The 18844-nt window shown below is 65.1% G+C and carries 12 protein-coding genes and 1 tRNA gene; 11 read left to right on the top strand and 2 right to left on the bottom strand.

The window, feature by feature from the left end; all coding sequences use genetic code 11:
• Positions 1-70 precede the first annotated feature (70 nt).
• The 8 genes from neuC (at position 71) to ACFQXB_RS00895 (ending at position 10314) form a co-directional block, all read left to right on the top strand.
• Positions 71-1198, top strand: coding sequence for a UDP-N-acetylglucosamine 2-epimerase (neuC, locus tag ACFQXB_RS00930; RefSeq protein ID WP_377397720.1), 1128 nt, complete (start codon positions 71-73; stop codon positions 1196-1198).
• Positions 1185-2486, top strand: coding sequence for a 3-deoxy-D-manno-octulosonic acid transferase (locus ACFQXB_RS00925; RefSeq protein ID WP_377397717.1), 1302 nt, complete (start codon positions 1185-1187; stop codon positions 2484-2486). The genes neuC and ACFQXB_RS00925 overlap by 14 nt, the downstream gene beginning before the upstream one ends.
• Positions 2487-2503: 17 nt before the next feature.
• Positions 2504-3859 carry a 3-deoxy-D-manno-octulosonic acid transferase gene (locus tag ACFQXB_RS00920; protein ID WP_377397714.1) on the top strand — a complete coding sequence of 452 codons (1356 nt, stop codon included), beginning with the start codon at positions 2504-2506 and terminating at the stop codon, positions 3857-3859.
• Entirely contained in the window at positions 3852-4535 is a 684-nt protein-coding gene (locus ACFQXB_RS00915; RefSeq protein ID WP_377397711.1) for an acylneuraminate cytidylyltransferase family protein, read from the top strand. The genes ACFQXB_RS00920 and ACFQXB_RS00915 overlap by 8 nt, the downstream gene beginning before the upstream one ends.
• Positions 4532-5392, top strand: a complete 861-nt coding sequence (locus ACFQXB_RS00910; protein WP_377397708.1) for an SDR family oxidoreductase — start codon at positions 4532-4534, stop codon at positions 5390-5392. The genes ACFQXB_RS00915 and ACFQXB_RS00910 overlap by 4 nt, the downstream gene beginning before the upstream one ends.
• A gap of 224 nt (positions 5393-5616) precedes the next feature.
• The gene (locus ACFQXB_RS00905; protein ID WP_377397705.1) at positions 5617-6789 is read left to right on the top strand and encodes a transglutaminase domain-containing protein; all 1173 of its coding nucleotides are present in this window, start codon (positions 5617-5619) and stop codon (positions 6787-6789) included.
• A gap of 3 nt (positions 6790-6792) precedes the next feature.
• Complete coding sequence (locus ACFQXB_RS00900) at positions 6793-8076, top strand: phosphopantothenoylcysteine decarboxylase domain-containing protein (RefSeq protein WP_377397702.1); 1284 nt, start codon at positions 6793-6795, stop codon at positions 8074-8076.
• Positions 8077-8175: 99 nt separating this feature from the next.
• Positions 8176-10314, top strand: coding sequence for a GAF domain-containing hybrid sensor histidine kinase/response regulator (locus ACFQXB_RS00895; RefSeq protein WP_377397699.1), 2139 nt, complete (start codon positions 8176-8178; stop codon positions 10312-10314).
• 216 nt (positions 10315-10530) lie between these two features.
• On the opposite strand, the gene ACFQXB_RS00890 is transcribed toward ACFQXB_RS00895, so the two are convergent.
• A tRNA-Leu gene (locus ACFQXB_RS00890) sits at positions 10531-10615 on the bottom strand.
• A gap of 139 nt (positions 10616-10754) precedes the next feature.
• Here ACFQXB_RS00890 and ACFQXB_RS00885 point away from each other — a divergent pair.
• Complete coding sequence (locus ACFQXB_RS00885) at positions 10755-11738, top strand: complex I NDUFA9 subunit family protein (protein WP_377397696.1); 984 nt, start codon at positions 10755-10757, stop codon at positions 11736-11738.
• Positions 11739-11740: 2 nt separating this feature from the next.
• On the opposite strand, the gene ACFQXB_RS00880 is transcribed toward ACFQXB_RS00885, so the two are convergent.
• Positions 11741-12544, bottom strand: coding sequence for an undecaprenyl-diphosphate phosphatase (locus ACFQXB_RS00880; RefSeq protein ID WP_377397693.1), 804 nt, complete (start codon positions 12542-12544; stop codon positions 11741-11743).
• Between the two features lie 215 nt (positions 12545-12759).
• Here ACFQXB_RS00880 and ACFQXB_RS00875 point away from each other — a divergent pair, with 215 nt between their 5' ends.
• Both ACFQXB_RS00875 and gltB read left to right on the top strand, forming a co-directional pair.
• Positions 12760-14193 carry an NAD(P)-dependent oxidoreductase gene (locus ACFQXB_RS00875; protein WP_377397690.1) on the top strand — a complete coding sequence of 478 codons (1434 nt, stop codon included), beginning with the start codon at positions 12760-12762 and terminating at the stop codon, positions 14191-14193.
• 69 nt (positions 14194-14262) lie between these two features.
• Positions 14263-18801: a glutamate synthase large subunit gene (gene gltB, locus ACFQXB_RS00870; RefSeq protein ID WP_377397687.1), complete on the top strand. Its 4539-nt coding sequence runs from the start codon at positions 14263-14265 to the stop codon at positions 18799-18801.
• Positions 18802-18844: the final 43 nt, after the last annotated feature.

Raw genomic sequence — 18844 nt, 5'->3', positions numbered from 1 at the left:
AGCGAACCGCCAACCCGCTGTCCATATCGGCGCGCCTTGCGGCCGCAGCGGAGCGCGTTATCCTGAGTGAATGAAGCAGGACAGACATCTTCTTTTCGTCACCGGGACCCGCGCAGATTTCGGCAAGCTGGAACCCCTTGCCGTTGCGGCCCGCGATGCGGGGTTCCGGGTGTCGTTTTTCGTGACCGGCATGCACATGCTTGGCCGCTATGGGCTGACCAAGATCGAGGTGCACCGTATGGCGGGGGTCGCGGTGCATGAATTCCTCAACCAGCGGGAAGGTGATCCGCAGGACATGATCCTTGCCAAGACGGTGCTGGGGTTTTCCGACTTTCTGGCCGAACACCGGCCCGATCTTGTCGTGGTCCACGGCGACCGGGTCGAGGCGCTGGCCTGTGCGCTGGTCTGCGCGACGAACTACGTTCGCTGCGCCCATGTCGAGGGCGGCGAGGTGTCGGGCACGATCGACGAGATTTTCCGCCACTGCAACACCAAGCTTGCCGCAGTGCATTTCGTCAGCTCTGACGCCGCCCGCCAGCGGGTCATGGCGCTGGGTGAACCCGCCGAAGCGATCCATGCCATCGGCTCGCCCGAACTTGACAAGCATGGCGCCCCTTCCGGCGTGACGCTGGACGAGGTGCGGGCCCGCTACGACATCCCCTTTGCCGATTACGGCATCTGCGTCTTTCACCCCGTCACCTCGGAATCGACGACGATGGGCGCGCAGGCGGCGGCACTTTATGGCGCGCTTGACGCGTCGGGGCGCAGCTTCGTGCTGATCCTGCCCAACAACGACCCGGGTTCCGAGCAGATATTCGCCGTGATCGACGCCCTGCCCAAGGAACGGTTTCGCTGCATCCCCTCGATGCGTTTTGCCTATTTCTCGGAACTGATGAAGAACGCGGCGGTGATGGTGGGCAATTCCTCGGCCGGGGTGCGCGAGGCGCCGTTCCTCGGGATCCCCAGCCTTGATATCGGCACCCGCCAGACGGGGCGGTCGCAGGCACCTTCGCTGACCTCCTGCGCCGCTGATGATGCGGGGGCCATTGCCGCTTTCCTGCAGCGGGAATGGGGCCGCCGCTATCCGGCACATACCGCCTTTGGCGAAGGCCGCGCCGCAGATCGGTTCGTGGAGGTGCTGCGGTGCGCCGACTTCTGGACCGCACCGCTGCAGAAGGCCTTCCGTGACATCGGCTGATGCGCCAGGGCGCGGCGCGCTTCTGCGGCTCTGGCTGGGGCTGAGCGGCATCGTCGCCCCGGTGGCGCGGTGGCATTTGCAACAGCGCGTTGCCTGGGGCAAGGAAGATCCGCTTCGGGTGCGCGAAAAGATGGGCGAGCCCACCCTGCCCCGCCCGTCCGGGCCGCTGGTCTGGCTGCATGCGGTCGGTGTGGGCGAGGTTCTGGCCCTGCCCGCGCTGGCCTTGGCGATGCAGGCGCGCCGGCCGGGGCTGCATGTGCTGATCACGTCGTCGTCGCGCAGTTCGGCGGCGGCGCTGGGGCCGAACCTGCCGGCTGGGGTGGTGCATCAGTTTCTGCCGCTGGATGCCGCGCCCTTCATCAGGCGCTTCCTGGATCACTGGCAGCCAGATCTGTCGGTCTGGGCGGAACGCGACATCTGGCCCGCGCTGATCGAGGAGAGCTTTCGCCGCGGCATTCCGCTTGCGATCGTCAATGGCCGCATGAACGCCGCCTCGTTCCGGGCAAAGGCGCGGGCGGGCGCGCTTTATCGGCAGCTTTACGGGCGCTTTGCCTATATCGGCGTCCAGAATCCCGAGACACGGGCGCATTTCCTCAAATTGGGCGTTCCGGCCGCGCGCCTTGCGGTGACGGGCACGTTGAAGGCCGGCGCCGCGCCCTTGGCCGATCAGCCCGAAGCCCGCGCGCGGATTGGGGCGCAACTTGGCGACCGGCCGCTGTGGATCGCGGCCTCATCCCATCCTGCGGATGAGGATATGGCGCTAGCTGCCCAACGGCTGCTGCTGGATCAGGGCAAGGCGCCGGTTCTGGTGATTGCCCCGCGCGATCCCGGGCGGGCGGATGCGATTGTTGCCCAGGCCACGACCGCAGGGTTTCACGTGGAACGCATCGCGCCGGGCAACATCGTCGAACAGCCCGCGGATGTTCTGGTGCTGGGCGAAATCGGCCAGCTTGGTCTCTGGTATCGCCTTGCCCGGGCAGCGCTTGTCGGCGGCTCGGTCGCGCCGGTCGGGGGGCACAATCCCTACGAGCCGGCGCGGCTGGATTGCGCGATCCTCCATGGGCCGCATATCGCGAACTTTGCCGAAGATTATGCGGCCTTCCACGCGGCCGACGCCGCGCGGCTGGTCACCGATCCGCCCGGCCTTGCGGCCGCGCTGTGCGACCCGGCCCTTGCGGCGATGCGCCCACGGGCGGCCGAGGTGGCCAGCCGCGGTCAGGCCGCACTTGGGCGCGAGGCGGAAAAACTCTTGTCCCTGATGGCGGCGCGGTTAAACCGCAGGGACTGAACCATCCGAGGCACCTGATGGCACATGCCGCCCTTCCCGCCGGATTGCGCCTGTTCATGGCCCTTTACCGGCTGATCTGGTATCCGGCGCTGCCGCTGGTGATGCTCTATTTCCTGATGCGCGGCCGCAAGGATCGCGCCTATCTGCGCCACATGGGCGAACGTTTCGGTGGCGGGGCGGGGCCTGTCGGCGCGGTCTGGGTCCACGCGGTATCGCTGGGCGAGATGCGGTCCGCCGTGCCGCTGGTCCGGGCGCTGCTTGACCGGGGCGATTGCGTCGTCACCACGCATCTGACGCCGGCGGGACGTCGCGCGGCCGAAACTGCCTTTGCGACCGAAATCGCCGAAGGCCGCCTTGCCGCCTGTTACCTGCCGCTGGAGTTCGGCTGGGCCTATCGCCGCTTTTTCCGCCGCCTCCGCCCGCGTCTGGGTCTGGTGCTGGAAATCGAGGTCTGGCCGGTGATGATCCTTGCAGCGCGCAAGGCGGGTGTGCCGCTGTTTCTGGCCAACAGCCAGTATCCCGCCAGAAGCTTTGCCCGTGACAGACGGCTTGCCCATTGGCTTGGGCATCCGGTTCGGGCGCTTGCGGGTGTGCTGGCCAAGTCCGAAACCCATGCCGCGCGCTTTGCAGCCCTCGGAGCCCCGAATATCCATGTCTGCGGCGAGCTGCGGTTTGACCAGCCGATTCCGCCGGCGCTTCCGGCAGCCGCCGAGGCCCTGTCACGGGCGCATCCGGCACTGGCACGCCGCGGGGTGGTGACCCTCGCCAGCGTGGTCGAGGGTGAGGACGATCATTACCTGACGGCCTACCGCCACGTGCAATCCGAACTGCGCCGACAGGGCCTGCAGCCGCCGCTGTTCATCCATGTTCCGCGCGCCCCGGAACGATTCAGCGCGGTCGGCGACCTTCTGGAAGCGGCGGGACAGAACGTGCTGCGCCGGTCCCGCGCCTTCGATGCGCAGCTTGGTCCGCGACCCGGAGCCTTTGATCCGGATGCCGACATCCTGCTGGGCGACTCGCTGGGCGAGATGTATTTCTACCTCGCGCTTGCGGATGTGGTGGTGGTCGGGGGCGGGTTCGTCAAGAAGGGCGCCCATAACGTGATCGAGCCTCTTGCCCTGCGCAAACCGGTGCTTGTCGGCCCGCATGTCTGGACCATCGAATATCCGGGCATCGAGGCGCAGGCAGCGCAGGTAATGAAGGTCTGCCCCGAGATCCCGGATCTGGCTGCGGAACTGCTGGACCTTTTGCAGAACCGACATAAACTTGACGCGATGGCCGACCGGACCGACAGCTTCTTTGCCGAACATGCGGGCGCGACCCGCCGCAGCCTCGCGGTCATCGATCCGCTGCTCGGGCCGCGCCATGACTGAAATGCCCTTGATCGCGATCGTGCCGGTGCGCGGCGGCTCCAGGGGACTGCCGGGCAAGAATACGCGCGACCTTCTGGGCAAGCCACTTTATCGCCATGCGCTGGATCAGGCGCATGCGGCGGGGGTGAAACTGTGCCTGCTGTCGACCGACATTCCTGCCCTTCTGCGCGCCGATCACGGACCAGGGGTGCAGGTCGTGCCCCGGCCGGGCGAACTGGCGCGGGATGACACGCCGATGGATCCGGTGCTTGCCCATGCGCTGCAGGTCGTCGACGGGCCGGCACGGGTTGTTCTGCTGCAGGCCACGTCGCCGCTGCGTGAACCAGAGGATATCGCAGCGGCAGTCGCTCTCCATTCAGCGGGGCGCTTTGATCTGGTGATGAGCGTGACGCGCACCCCCTCGCACATCCTGAAATACGGAATGGTCAAGGAGGGGGCGTTCCGGCCAGTTGCCGGGGCCGATTACTGCTTCATGAACCGGCAGGCGCTGCCGGAGGTCTATCGGCCCAACGGGGCCGTCTATGTCTTTGACGCCGACTGGTTCCGGCGCAACGGCAGGCTTGCCACCGACCGGATCGGTGCGGTGGAAATGCCCCCGGAGCGCGCGCTGGACATCGACACGGCCGAGGATTTCGCGCAGGTGGAATCGGTCATGCGGACAAGGGGCGCGCAATGAGCACGCTGCTTTCGCTTGGCCATGGCTACAGCGCGCAGGTTCTTGGCCGGCGGCTTCTGGCCGAGGGATGGCAGGTCATCGGCACGACCCGCAGCCCGGACAGGGTGCAGACGCTGAAAGCCATGGGGGTAGAGCCGCTGGTCTGGCCCGGGTCGTCGCTCTCGGAGGCGCTGGGCCGGGCCACACATCTTCTTACCTCGGTTGCGCCCGATGCCGAGGGCGATCCCGTCCTTGCCGCCGAAGGCGCCGCGATCGCCGCCGCGCGCCACCTGCGCTGGATCGGATACCTTTCGACCACTGGCGTCTATGGCGACAAGGGCGGCGCCTGGGTCGATGAAAGCACGCCGCTCTGTCCCACGACCGCCCGCGGCCAGCAGCGCGTCGCCGCCGAGGCTGGGTGGCAGGATCTGTGCGCGCGCGCCGGACTTCCGTTGCACATTTTCCGGCTGGCCGGCATCTATGGGCCGGGTCGCGGCCCGTTCGAAAAGGTGCGCAATGGCAGCGCGCGGCGCATCATCCGCGAAGGCCAGGTGTTTTCCCGCATTCATGTCGAGGATATCGCCGAAGTCCTCCATGCCTCGATCCGGAAGCCGCATCCCGGCGCGATCTACAATGTCTGCGATGACGACCCCGCCCCGCCGCAGGATGTGATTGCCCATGCTGCCCGCCTGCTGGGCCTGCCGGATCCCCCTGCCATTCCGTTCGATGAGGCGGATCTGTCGCCGATGGCGCGGAGTTTCTATGCCGAATCAAAACGTGTCCGGAATGACCGGATCAAGCGGGAACTGGGTGTGACGCTGCGCTACCCGGATTATCGCACCGGCCTTGCCGCATTGCTTGATGCAGCCGGACGTTGAAGTCACAAATGCTCGATTTCGCCGGAAAGTCGTTGGAATTCCGGGCATAATCCGTTTCCATTACGGAAAGTTATCCTCGGTTTCACTGCCGCTGCGCAAAATTAACAATTATTAACAAATGCCTGAAGCCCGCTCTTCGGCATCATTGCGCGCTGTTTATTCAATTTTGAGCTTCTTGATTCGATTCTCGTGGATTACCGTTCCCTCACAACGTGAGGTAGAAGATGCTCGCGTACGAGATCGACGCCTTTCGTGTTTCGCAGCCACAGCAGAAAAGGCGCATTCCGATGTCGTATCTCTCGATCACCGCAAGCAAGATCAACTTCAACACCTGGTTCAAGGATACGCCGCTGGGCCTGCGCCTGGGGCTTCTGGCCGATCGCGTCTGGCAGGCGGGCCGGCTTGAAAGCCATCGCGCGGGCGATACCGTCATCGCCCGCGGCGACGCACGGGCAATCCTTCATGTCGTGCTGACCGGGCGCATGTCCGACAGCATGACCTGGTATGGCCCGGGCAACCACCTCGGATCGGGCCCGATCCTGCACGGACGCGCCATCAGCGACGATGTCGTGGCGCTTGAGCCCTGTACCGTCTGGAGCCTCGATCTGGGGCAGTCCCTACTTGGCAAACCGCTCGCCGCCGTGCGGCAGCTTCTGCTCGAGGTTCTGGACATGCTGGAACCGCTGCCGCGCCACCGCCCGATGCCCCGGCGTCAGCGGGGCGATGTGTCCGGCTTCTGCGACAGCGACAACCCCCTCATCCGCCGGACCGCTGCCCAGTTGCGCCGCGGCTCGGACAGCGAGACGGCCGCCACCATCTGGAAATACGTCCAGGGCATGCCCTATCGCTTTGGTCACTGGCAGGAACGCGCGTCGCAGACCCTGGCGCGCGGGACCGGCATGTGCACGACCAAGTCGAACGTCCAGGTTGCGCTGGCCCGAGCCTGCGGGCTCGAGGCGGGCTTTGTCGAGGTGGGCCTGGAGATGAGCGTTCTTGGCCTGCTGATCCCGGACATGTGGCACCACGCGATGCGCCCGAAAGTGCGCCACTACTTTGCGGCCGTGCGGCTGGATGGCCGCTGGCACGCCGCCGATGCGACCTTCAATGTCGCCTGCCTTGACCTGTTCGCCAAGGCAAACCCGGTGCTGCTTGCGCTGCAGCCCTACAGCTTTGGCACCAACGCCCCATTCAATCCCGGCGCCTTCGTGAACGGCGAGGATCCCTTCGCCATTGACGTACGCCCCGATCTTGCGCGCGAGATGAGCAAGTCCAGCCGCTTCGAGGCCCACCATTTCGATTCCCTCAACACGAGGCTGGATCAGGTGCAGGGGCTTGTGACCATGCCCGACCTGGCGCGCGACCCAGAGATGGCGCGCAGCCTCGGGCTGGTGGACTGAGCGATGACGCAGTTCGATTGGGATTTTTCCGCCCCGACCCCCAGCAGCATGGGCGATCACGACGTGCCCCTCTTGTCGGACCGCCTGGCCGGCCGGCGGATCGCCCTTCTGGTGACCGGTGGCATCGCCGCGATGAAGGCGCCCGAAATCGCGCGCGGCCTGCGCCGCAACGGCGCCGAGGTCGTGGCCTTCTGCTCGGATGACGCGCTGCGCTATGTGGCGCGGGATGCACTGGAATGGGCCACGTGCAATGGCGTCGTCACCAGCCTGACCTGGCGGGCGGAACATCTGTCGGATAGCGCCCCTTTCGACGCCTATCTGGTCGCGCCCGCGACCCATAACACCATCGCCAAGGTGGCTTGCGGCATCGCCGATACGGTGGTGACATCCGCACTTGCCTCGGCCATTGGGCGGATGGAGCAGGGTGGCTGCAAGGTCATCATCGCGCCCACGATGCACGGAACGCTGCACAATGCACAGCTGGTGGAGAATGCCCGCAAGCTGGCGGCGCGCGGCGTGATCTTTGCTGCCCCGCGGGACGCCTATGGCAAGCACAACCTGCCGGACACCGAGTTTCTGTGCGTCTGTGTCGGCCGCGCGCTCAGCCGCTCGGCCCTGCGGGGGCGCCGCATTCTTGTCACCGCCGGACCGACGCCGGTGCCCATCGACGGCGTGCGCCGCATCGTCAACCGCTTCCGCGGCCGGCTGGGGGCCGAAATCGCCGCCCAGCTGTTGTGGCGCGGCGCCGAGGCCGAGCTGCTTCTGGGCGATGGCGCCTGGCGCCCCGCCCCCTGGATCGGCGCAAGCATCGCCCGGACCTATGACGACTATCTGCGCATGGTGCTCGCGCGGGTGGACCAGGGGCTTTTTGCCGGGGTCTTTTCGGCGGGTGTCGCCGATTACCGCCCCGCTTCGGCGGTGGACGGCAAGATCCCCAGCGGCCAGCCCGGCCTTGCGCTGCAGCTTGTCCCCACAGAAAAGGTGATAGACCGGGCCTGCGAAAAAGATCCCCGGATGCATTGCGTCGGCTTCAAGTATCTGGAGAAGGTGACCGAGGACGAGCTGATCCGCGTGGCGCGTGGGCGGCTTGATCGGGCATCGCTGGTGATCGCCACCCGGGGCGAGGATACACGCGGCACCGAGCAGCGCGCGCTGTTCGTGACGAATGACGGCGTGCGCCCCGTCGAGGGCAAACGCGCCATTGCTGCGGCCCTTGCCGACCATCTGGAAGCCCTTCCCGCCGCCGCCGCCTCGGCCGCCGTCAGGAAGGAGTTGAGAATGGTCTGAAACTCTGGCTAGTGTGAATCGGCCGGGGCACGGGTGTTCCGGTCGGTCCACCGGCGGGGCGGTGGCTCTGCCAGCCTGCCCCCGGGACAGATCTGACCCATGCCGAAAATGCCCGAAACGGATGATGACGTCGGCAGGCTCACAAGGATCCAGGCCCTTGTGGTCGAGATCCTGAACAGACTTCTGCGGTGTCGGATCGAAGATACCGACACCGAGGTGCAGGCGGCGCTTGCCAGTCTTGGCACCTTCTGCGGATCCGATCGCACCTATGTCTTCCTGGTGCGCGACGGAAACACGCTCGACAACACCCACGAATGGTGTGCCGAGGGTATCGAACCGATGATCGAGATGCTTCAGGGGCTCGATATCAACCTGATCGATGCCTGGATCGATGCCTTCCGGGCGGATCAGCCGGTGCATGTGCCCGATGTGGAGGCGCTGCCGGAAAGCCGTGCCGATCGGTCGATCCTGCTGGACCAAGGCATCAGGTCGTTGCTTACGGTCCCCATGAGCGATGACGGCAGGATCGTCGGCTTTGTCGGCTTCGATGCCGTCCGCAGCCACAAGGCCTTCCTGCCCGGCGAGATCTACCTGCTGAAATCGGTCGCCGACGTGATCATGTCGGTCCTGTGGCGGCGCGACACCGATCAGGCCTTTCGCGCCGCCCAGGCCGCGCTTGACGAAGAACGTGCCTTTCTGGACAGCATCCTGCGCACCAGCGTCTCGGCGATCCTTGCGGTGGACAGCGACACCACAGTGCTTTTTGCCAATGACGCGGCGCAGGACAAGCTGCGCCTGCGCCCCGGAGACCGGCTGAGCGATCTGGACATCTCGGCCTGGAACGTGACGGATCTGGAAGGCCAGCCGATCGCGCGCGAGAATTTTCCGGTGACATCGGTCGTGCGGACCCATGAGCCGGTGCAGGACATGCGCTGCGCCGTGACGCTTCCCGACGGAACACGCCGGTTCCTGTCGATCAATGCCGCGCCGCTGCTGCGCGGCACCAACAACGCGCCGCGCGTGGTGGTGTCCGTCACCGACGTGACCGAGGAGGTCATCGCCAATCGCGAACTTCAGACCGCGCTGGAAGACGCGCGGCAGGCCAGCCGGGCCAAGACCCGCTTCCTCGCCAACATGAGTCACGAGATGCGGACCCCGCTCAATGGTGTCCTGGGCGTGACCGAGCTTCTGGACGCGACGCTGTCGGACCCGAACCACAAGCGCATGATCTCGGTGGTGCGCGATTCAGGCGAACTGCTGCTCGCGATCATCAATGACCTGCTCGACATGTCGAAGATCGAGGCAGAGCGGCTCGAGATCGAACAGGTCAGCTTCGTCCCCGCCGATCTGGCGCGGCGCATCGAGGCAACTCATACCGTTCGCGCCTCGGAAAAGCAGATCTCCCTTTCCATTCTCACCTCTTCGGGTGCGGACCAGGCGCGGCTGGGTGATCCGAACCGAATCCTGCAGATCATGCACAATGTGATCGGCAATGCGATCAAGTTCACCGAGTCCGGCGAGGTGAGCATGGCGCTCAGTTGTCTGCCCGGCAAGCCGCTGGTCATCGACATCCGTGACACCGGCATCGGCATGACCGATGAACAGCAGGCGCGGGTGTTCGACGACTTCGCCCAGGCCGACTCCTCGATCTCGCGTCGCTATGGCGGCACGGGGCTTGGGCTGGCGATCGTGCGACGGCTGGTGACGATGATGGGCGGCACCATCCGCCTGCACAGCCGTCCCGGCGAAGGTACCCAGGTGCGCATCAGCCTGCCCCTGCCCTTGGCCGAGCCTGCGCCCGACATGATGGCGGCCGAACCGGGCCCGGCAGCCCCCGGTCTTGGCCTGCGAGTCCTGGCGGCGGATGACAATGGCACCAACCGCATGATCCTGCAGGCCATGCTGCGCAATCTCGGGGTCGAAGTCGTAATGGTTTCGGGCGGGATCCCGGCGCTCGAGGTTTTTGACGGGCCACCTTTCGACGCGGTGCTTCTTGACATTTCGATGCCCGATCTGGACGGGATCAGCGTTCTTCAGCAGATGCGCCTGCATGAGGCCGCCGCGGGCCTGCCCCCCGTTCCGGCGCTGGCCGTGACTGCCAACGCCATGGCCCACCAGATCGAGAGTTACCGCAAGGCGGGCTTCTGCGGGCACATTTCCAAGCCGATTACCCAGAAGGCCCTGCGTGAGGCCCTGGAGCAGTTTGCACACGGACCCGGCGAGACGCACGGCGGCTGACACGGCCCAACCGGGAGTATCGCTTGCCACCGGATCGCAGCCTGTCCCCGCCTCCTGCCCGGAGGATGACGTTCTTCCGATCCGAACGGAGGGGCGAAGCACGCCGCTCTTCCCACCTCGGCGGGGGCGGGATCGCCGCCCTGGCGCAACTCAAACACGGCAGCCCTGCGCAAAAGCAAAAGACCCGCGGCACGATGTGCTGCGGGTCTTTTGAAATGGTGCCCAGGAGAGGACTCGAACCTCCACGCCTTGCGGCACAGGTACCTGAAACCTGCGCGTCTACCAATTCCGCCACCTGGGCAGGTGTCGTGAGGGGCGATTTACCGGTGCGCTCGGGCAGTGTCAACGGGAAGTTTCGCAAAAAGGTGCGAACACTTGCCGCTTGTTCGTCGGAGCCTTGGGGGATATTGACATTCCTGAAAAGACACGGAGATCGCATCATGTCGAAACTGGTCACGATCATTGGCGGCTCGGGCTTCGTCGGCCGCTATATCGCGCGGCGGATGGCGAAAGAGGGTTGGCGGGTGCGCGTCGCCTCGCGCCGCCCGAACGAGGCGATCTTCGTGCGGACCTATGGCGTCGTGGGGCAGGTCGAACCGGTGTTCTGCAACATTCGCGACGACATGTCCGTCCGGGCCGCGCTGAGCGGGGCGGACGCTGTGGTGAACTGCGTCGGCATCCTGAACATCAGCGGCAAGAACCGTTTTGACGCCGTTCAGGCCGAGGGTGCCGAACGCGTTGCCCGCATCGCCCGGGAAGAGGGACTTTCCTCGCTGGTCCACATCTCGGCGATCGGTGCCGATGCGGAATCGGACAGCGAATATGCCCGCACCAAGGCTGCCGGCGAAGCGGCCGTCCAGCAGGCGTTCCCCGGCGCGGTGATCCTGCGCCCCTCGATCATCTTCGGGGCCGAGGACCGGTTCTTCAACCGCTTCGCCGGCATGGCGCGCATGACGCTGATCCTGCCGGTTGTCGGCGCAGAGACCCGGTTCCAGCCGGTCTATGTGGATGATGTCGCGCAAGCGGCGGTTCTGGGCGTTCTGGGCCGCGCCGAACCGGGCATCTATGAGTTGGGTGGCCCGAACGTCCACACCTTCCGCGAACTGATGCAGGCGATGCTGCCGCTCATCCGGCGCCGGCGCGCGATCGTGAACGTGCCCTTCGGCGTTGCACGCGTCATGGGCGGGGTGCTGGATTTCCTTCAGACGATCACCTTCGGCCTGTTCAGCAATGGCATCCTGACACGCGACCAGGTGCGCAATCTGCGGCGCGACAATGTCGTGGCCCCCGGAGCCCGCGGATTCGAGGCGCTTGGCATCCGGCCCGCGCCCGTTGCGGCCGTGCTGCCCGAATATCTCTGGCGCTATCGCCCGACCGGCCAGTATGACGCGATCAAGGAATCGGCCCGCAACCTGCGCAGTTGATCTCAGCTATAGGCGATGCCCAGCAGCACCGCCCCCAGCACGACGCGATAGACCACATAGGGCGTAAAGCTGACCCGGCGCAGAAGCCGCATCATGAAGGTCAGTGCCGCAAGGGCTGCCAGAAAGGATAGGACCGCGGCGATGCCACCATCGCGCGCGGCCTGAACATTGGCCGTTGCAATGACCTCGGCCCCAAGAAGCACACCCGAGGCGATGGTGGTGGGAATCGACATCAGCATCGCCAGACGCGCCGCTTCATGCCGCCCATAGCCCAGCGCACGCGCGCCGCTGATCGTCGCCCCCGAACGCGAGGTTCCGGGCACAAGCGCAACCGCCTGCCACAGCCCCATCACCAGTGCATCGCGCACCGTCCAGCCTTCTGCCTTCTTTGCGGTCATGCCCTTCTGATCCGTCCAGTACAACACGATTCCAAAGACGATCATCATCCAGCCGATGACGGCGATCGAGCGCATCATCTCCATCATTCCGGTCACCTTCAGGACCAGCCCCAGCAGAATCACCGGCACGGTGGCAATGACGAGGCACAGGGCGAGCCGCGCCCCGGGCGTATCGACCCGCCCCCGCACCAGCCGGCCAAGGCCCCCGAGGGCCTCGGCAACATCCCGCCAGAAAAACAGCACGACAGCAAACAGCGTCCCCAGGTGAACGGCAACGTCGATAACCAGCCCCTGATCATCCAGCTCTGTCAGGGCGGGAAGCAGAATGAGATGGCCTGACGAGGAAACGGGCAGAAACTCGGTAATGCCTTGAATAATCGAGACAAGTAACAGGTGAAACAGGGTCATTTTGCTGCTCTTTGATTCGTTGGGCACAGACTACGCCGGCGGGCTCCGAGGAAAAGGCGCAATTTAGGTAGTGATGGCTGACCTATTTTTGCGCGTTCAACCCGTGATGGACGAGCGGAAACCTTAAAAATTCCCCTTACAGGTCAGCATTGCTGACTTTTATTCATCTACGCTTCGGTTTAATACGGCGCACCGATGATCCCGGAGGCTCAGCCATGGCACAGCAGCGAATGCTTCAATTTGTCACCATCGGGCGTGAAACGCCGGAAAAGCGGCCCGCGCCCGTGCGGACAGGCGACTTTGACGAGATCTACCGTGAATTCGCCAATGCGAAGGCCGCCGAACAGGCAGCGCGGTGCAGCCAGTGCGGCGTGCCCTATTGCCAATCGCACTGCCCGCTGCACAACAACATCCCCGACTGGCTGAAGCTGACTGCGGAAGGACGGCTGCGCGAAGCCTATCAGGTAAGCCAGGCCACCAACACCTTCCCGGAGATCTGCGGCCGCATCTGCCCGCAGGACCGACTGTGCGAAGGCAATTGCGTGATCGAACAATCCGGCCACGGCACGGTCACGATCGGCGCCATCGAGAAATATATCAACGACACTGCCTGGGAAGAGGGTTGGGTCGAACCGATCCGCCCGCTGAGCGAGCGGCCTGAATCCGTGGGCATCATCGGCGCAGGGCCTGGCGGGCTTGCCGCGGCGGATGTGCTGCGTCGGGCCGGCGTTCAGGTGACAGTCTATGATCGCTATGACCGCGCCGGCGGGCTGATGACCTATGGCATTCCCGGCTTCAAGCTGGAAAAGCCGGTGGTGATGCGCCGGGTCGAGCAGCTGCGCGACGGCGGTGTCAACTTCGTGGCCAACTGCAACGTCGGCGAAGACATCAGCTTCAATGCGATCCGCGGGCAGCATGATGCGGTTCTGATCGCAACCGGCGTCTACAAGGGCCGTGAACTGACCGATCCGGGCGCCGAAGCCACGGGCATCGTGCGCGCGCTTGATTATCTCACCGCCTCGAACCGTCAGAGCTTTGGCGATGACGTTCCGGAATTCGACTCTGGCGAACTGAACGCTGCCGGCAAGCGCGTCGTGGTCATCGGCGGCGGCGATACGGCCATGGACTGTGTGCGCACCGCCATCCGGCAGGGCGCGACCTCGGTCAAATGCCTCTATCGCCGCGACCGTGCCAACATGCCCGGCAGCCAGCGCGAGACGCAGAATGCCGAGGAAGAGGGCGTGGAATTCGTCTGGCTTTCAGCGCCCGGGGGATTCATGGGCAACCCGGTCGAAGGGGTCATGGTGCAGAAGATGCGCCTTGGCGCCCCCGATGCCAGCGGTCGCCAAAGCCCCGAGGTCATCCCCGGCGCCGATTATGTCGAAGGGGCCGACCTTGTGATCAAGGCGCTTGGCTTCGAACCCGAGGATCTGCCGACGCTTTGGGGCGTGCCCGAGCTTGAGGTGACACGCTGGGGCACGATCAAGGCCGATTTCCGCAGCCACGCGACCTCGATCCCCGGCGTCTATGCTGCGGGCGACATCGTGCGCGGCGCAAGCCTTGTCGTCTGGGCGATCCGCGATGGCCGCGAGGCCGCGGCGGCGATGCTCGACTATCTCGGCCAGTCGGCGCAGGTGGCGGCGGAATAACCGCCGCACCCCTCCCCCCATTTTCGACGCGCAGCCCTGGCTGCCGTCCCCGTGACGAAAGGTTACGCCATGACCAAGTATGATGCCGCCTGGGTCGCAGCCGAAGAAGCCAAGCGCCGCTGGATGGACGAAAACAGCCTTTACAAGGCCGATGATGAACATTCCTCCTGCGGGGTGGGTCTGGTCGTGTCGATTTCCGGCAAGCCCAGCCGCAAGGTCGTGCAATCGGGGATCGATGCGCTCAAGGCGATCTGGCACCGGGGTGCGGTTGATGCCGATGGCAAGACGGGCGATGGCGCGGGCATCCATGTCCAGATCCCGGCGCCGTTCTTCTACGACAAGATCCGCCGCACCGGCCACGAGCCGGACCTGAAGGCACTTGTCGCCGTGGGTCAGGTTTTCCTGCCCCGCACCGATTTCGCGGCCCAGGAGCGCTGCCGGACCATCGTGGAGACCGAGGTCCTGCGCATGGGCCACTATATCTATGGCTGGCGCCATGTTCCGGTGAACACCGAAGTTCTGGGCGAAAAAGCCAATGCCACCCGCCCCGAGATCGAACAGATCCTGATCAAGGACGCCAAGGGCCTGGACGAGGAAACCTTCGAACGCGAGCTTTACGTCATCCGCCGCCGGATCGAAAAGGCGGCGATTGCCGCACAGATTCAAGGCCTTTACCTCTGTTCTCTGTCCTGCCGCTCGATCATCTACAAGGGCATGATGCTGGCAGAACAGGTCGCCGAGTTCTATCCCGACCTGAAGGATGAGCGGTTCGAGAGCGCCTTTGCCATCTATCACCAGCGGTATTCGACCAATACCTTCCCGCAGTGGTGGCTGGCCCAGCCGTTCCGGATGCTGGCCCATAACGGCGAGATCAACACGCTCAAGGGCAACCTGAACTGGATGCGCAGCCATGAAATCCGCATGGCCCATTCGGCCTTCGGCGATCAGGCCGAGGATATCAAGCCGATCGTGCCACAGGGGTCGTCAGATTCGGCCGCGCTCGATTCGGTGTTCGAGGTGATGGTGCGCGCCGGCCGGAACGCGCCGATGGCCAAGACCATGCTCGTGCCGGAAGCCTGGAGCAAGATCGCCAGCGAAATGCCGCAGGCCTGGCAGGACATGTATGCCTATTGCAACGCGGTGATGGAGCCGTGGGACGGCCCTGCCGCCCTCGCGATGACCGACGGTCGCTGGGTCTGTGCGGGACTTGACCGCAACGGCCTGCGTCCGATGCGCTATGTCGTCACCGGCGACGGGCTTCTGATCGCGGGTTCGGAAACCGGGATGGTGCCGGTGGACGAAATGGGCGTGCGCGAAAAGGGCGCGCTTGGGCCGGGGCAGATGATCGCCGTCGATATGACCGAGGGCAGGCTTTACCACGACGCATCGCTCAAGGACAAACTGGCGGCGGCTCAGCCTTTCGGCGACTGGATCGAGAAGGTCACCGACCTCAACGCCATGATGCGCGACATCCCCGAGACGCCGCTGACCGAGGGCGCCGACCTGCGCCGCCGTCAGATCGCGGCCGGCTATACGCTTGAGGAGCTGGAGCAGGTTCTGGCCCCGATGGCCGAGGACGGCAAGGAGATGATCGCCTCGATGGGCGATGACACCCCGCCGGCGGTCCTGTCGAACCAGTATCGCCCGCTGTCGCATTACTTCCGCCAGAACTTCAGCCAGGTGACCAACCCGCCGATCGACAGTCTGCGCGAAAGCCGGGTGATGAGCCTCAAGACCCGGTTCGGCAACCTCAAGAACGTGCTGGATGAAAGCAGCAGCCAGACCGAGATCCTGGTTCTGGAAAGCCCCTTCATCGCCAATGCCGAATTCGACCGGATGATGCGGCAATTCGGGGATCAGGTGGCGGTCATCGACTGCACCTTTGCGGCCGGCGCAGGGCCGGACACGCTGCGCCAGGGTCTTGAACGGATCCGCGCCGAAGCCGAGGATGCGGTGCGTTCCGGCGCCGGGCATCTGGTGCTGACCGATCAGGCCATCAGCGCCGAGCGTGTCGCCATGCCGATGATCCTTGCCACCAGCGCCGTTCACAGCTGGCTGACGGCGAAGGGGTTGCGCACCTTCTGTTCGATCAATGTCCGGTCGGCCGAATGCATCGATCCGCACTATTTTGCGGTGCTGATCGGCTGTGGCGCCACCACCGTAAACGCCTATCTGGCGCAGGATTCGATCGCGGACCGGATCAACCGTGGCCTTGTCGAGGGAAGCCTGACCGACGCCATGCGGCGCTACCGTGCGGCCATCGACGCGGGCCTGCTGAAGATCATGTCCAAGATGGGGATCTCGGTCATCTCGTCCTATCGCGGCGGGCTGAACTTCGAGGCCGTCGGCCTGTCGCGCGCCATGGTCGCCGAATATTTCCCCGGGATGCAAAGCCGCATTTCCGGTATCGGCGTCGGCGGGATCCAGAAGAAACTGGAAGAAGTCCATGCGCGCGGCTTTGCGACCACCGACCAGGTTCTGCCGATCGGCGGCTTCTACAAGGCCCGGCGTTCGGGCGAGAAACACGCCTGGGAAGCGCAGACCATGCACATGCTGCAATCGGCCTGCGACCGCGCTTCCTACGACATGTGGAAACAGTATTCGGCGGCGCTGCGGGCAAACCCGCCGATCCACCTGCGCGACCTGCTGGACATCAAGCCGCTGGGCAAGCCGGTGCCGATCGAAGAAGTGGAATCCATCACCTCGATCCGCAAGCGCTTCGTCACTCCGGGGATGAGCCTTGGGGCGCTCTCGCCCGAGGCGCATAAAACCCTGAACGTCGCCATGAACCGCATCGGCGCGAAATCCGACAGCGGCGAGGGCGGCGAGGATCCGGCGCATTTCCATCCCGAACCCAATGGCGATAACCCGTCGGCCAAGATCAAGCAGGTGGCATCGGGCCGCTTCGGCGTCACCGCCGAATACCTGAACGCCTGCGAGGAGCTTGAGATCAAGGTGGCCCAGGGCGCCAAGCCCGGTGAAGGTGGCCAGCTTCCGGGCATGAAGGTCACGGCCCTGATCGCGCGGCTGCGGCATTCGACCCCGGGGGTGACGCTGATTTCACCACCGCCGCACCACGACATCTATTCCATCGAAGACCTCGCGCAGCTGATCTATGATCTGAAGCAGATCAACCCGCGCGCCAAGGTGACGGTCAAGCTGGTGTCACAATCCGGTGTCGGCACCATCGCAGCGGGCGTCGCCAAGGCCAAGGCGGATATCATCCTGATTTCCGGCCATAACGGCGGCACGGGTGCAAGCCCGGGCACCAGCATCAAATATGCCGGCCTGCCGTGGGAAATGGGCCTGACCGAGGCGCATCAGGTTCTGGCGATGAACAACCTGCGCGAACGCATCACGCTGCGCACCGATGGCGGGCTCCGCACGGGGCGCGACATCATCATCGCCGCGATGATGGGGGCCGAGGAATACGGCATCGGCACTGCGGCCCTGATCGCGATGGGCTGCATCATGGTGCGCCAGTGCCAGTCGAACACCTGCCCCGTCGGCGTCTGCACCCAGGACGAACGCCTGCGCGCGAAGTTCACCGGCACTGCCGACAAGGTCGTGAACCTCATCACCTTCTATGCGCAAGAGGTGCGGGAGCTGCTGGCCTCGATCGGCGCCCGCTCGATCGACGAGATCATCGGACGCGCTGACCTTCTGACCCAGGTCAGCCGCGGGTCGGCCCATCTCGATGACCTCGATCTCAACCCGCTGCTCATCACCGTCGATGGCGCGCACAAGATCACCTATGACCGGTCCAAGCCGCGCAATGCCGTGCCCGATACGCTGGACGCGGAAATCATCCGCGACGGCGCGCGCTTCTTCGAGGATGGCGAAAAAATGCAGCTGTCCTATGCGGTGCGGAACACCCACCGCACCATCGGCACCCGTGCCTCAAGCCATATCGTGCAGCGGTTCGGCATGCGCAACGATCTGCAGCCCGACCACCTGACGGTCAAGCTGACCGGCAGCGCCGGCCAGTCGCTGGGGGCCTTTGCCGCGCCGGGGCTGAAGATCGAGGTTTCCGGCGACGCCAACGATTATGTCGGCAAGGGGCTTTCGGGGGGAACGATCGTGGTGCGGCCGCCCATGGCCAGCCCGCTTGTGGCCGCTGAGAACACCATCATCGGCAACACGGTGCTTTACGGCGCCACCGACGGTTACCTTTTTGCCGCCGGTCGCGCCGGGGAACGGTTTGCAGTGCGCAACTCGGGCGCGAAGGTGGTGGTCGAGGGCTGCGGCTCGAACGGGTGCGAATACATGACCGGGGGCATCGCCGTGATCCTGGGCCGGATCGGGGCAAACTTCGGCGCGGGCATGACCGGTGGCATGGCCTATGTCCATGATCCGGACGGCACCGCCGAAGGGCTGATGAACCTCGAGACGCTGGTCACCTGCGCGGTCACGGTGCCGCACTGGGAACATCAGCTTCTTGATCTGATCCGCCGTCACGTCGCCGAAACCGGCAGCCTCAAGGCCGCGGCGATCCTTCAGAACTGGGAGAGTGAGCGGGCGAATTTCCTTCAGATCTGCCCGAAGGAAATGCTGGTCCACCTGCCCTTCCCGCTGAGCGAAGAACCGCAAGCCGTTCCGGCCGAATGACAGACGGGCCGCCCCGCAAGGGGGCGGCCCGGGCCTTGCGCTT

It is taken from the genome of Halodurantibacterium daqingense (genome assembly GCF_042666235.1).
GTDB lineage: Bacteria > Pseudomonadota > Alphaproteobacteria > Rhodobacterales > Rhodobacteraceae > Halodurantibacterium > Halodurantibacterium daqingensis.
Note: the sequence above shows the minus strand (reverse complement) of the source record. Positions and strands in the feature narration are given on the sequence as shown.

Coding starts and splice junctions, on each gene's coding strand:
- ACFQXB_RS00895 (WP_377397699.1), top strand. CDS start 8,176: ATGCCGAAAATGCCCGAAACGGATGATGACGTCGGCAGGCTCACAAGG.
- ACFQXB_RS00900 (WP_377397702.1), top strand. CDS start 6,793: ATGACGCAGTTCGATTGGGATTTTTCCGCCCCGACCCCCAGCAGCATG.
- neuC (WP_377397720.1), top strand. CDS start 71: ATGAAGCAGGACAGACATCTTCTTTTCGTCACCGGGACCCGCGCAGAT.
- ACFQXB_RS00905 (WP_377397705.1), top strand. CDS start 5,617: ATGCTCGCGTACGAGATCGACGCCTTTCGTGTTTCGCAGCCACAGCAG.
- ACFQXB_RS00920 (WP_377397714.1), top strand. CDS start 2,504: ATGGCACATGCCGCCCTTCCCGCCGGATTGCGCCTGTTCATGGCCCTT.
- ACFQXB_RS00915 (WP_377397711.1), top strand. CDS start 3,852: ATGACTGAAATGCCCTTGATCGCGATCGTGCCGGTGCGCGGCGGCTCC.
- gltB (WP_377397687.1), top strand. CDS start 14,263: ATGACCAAGTATGATGCCGCCTGGGTCGCAGCCGAAGAAGCCAAGCGC.
- ACFQXB_RS00880 (WP_377397693.1), bottom strand. CDS start 12,544: ATGACCCTGTTTCACCTGTTACTTGTCTCGATTATTCAAGGCATTACC.
- ACFQXB_RS00885 (WP_377397696.1), top strand. CDS start 10,755: ATGTCGAAACTGGTCACGATCATTGGCGGCTCGGGCTTCGTCGGCCGC.
- ACFQXB_RS00910 (WP_377397708.1), top strand. CDS start 4,532: ATGAGCACGCTGCTTTCGCTTGGCCATGGCTACAGCGCGCAGGTTCTT.
- ACFQXB_RS00875 (WP_377397690.1), top strand. CDS start 12,760: ATGGCACAGCAGCGAATGCTTCAATTTGTCACCATCGGGCGTGAAACG.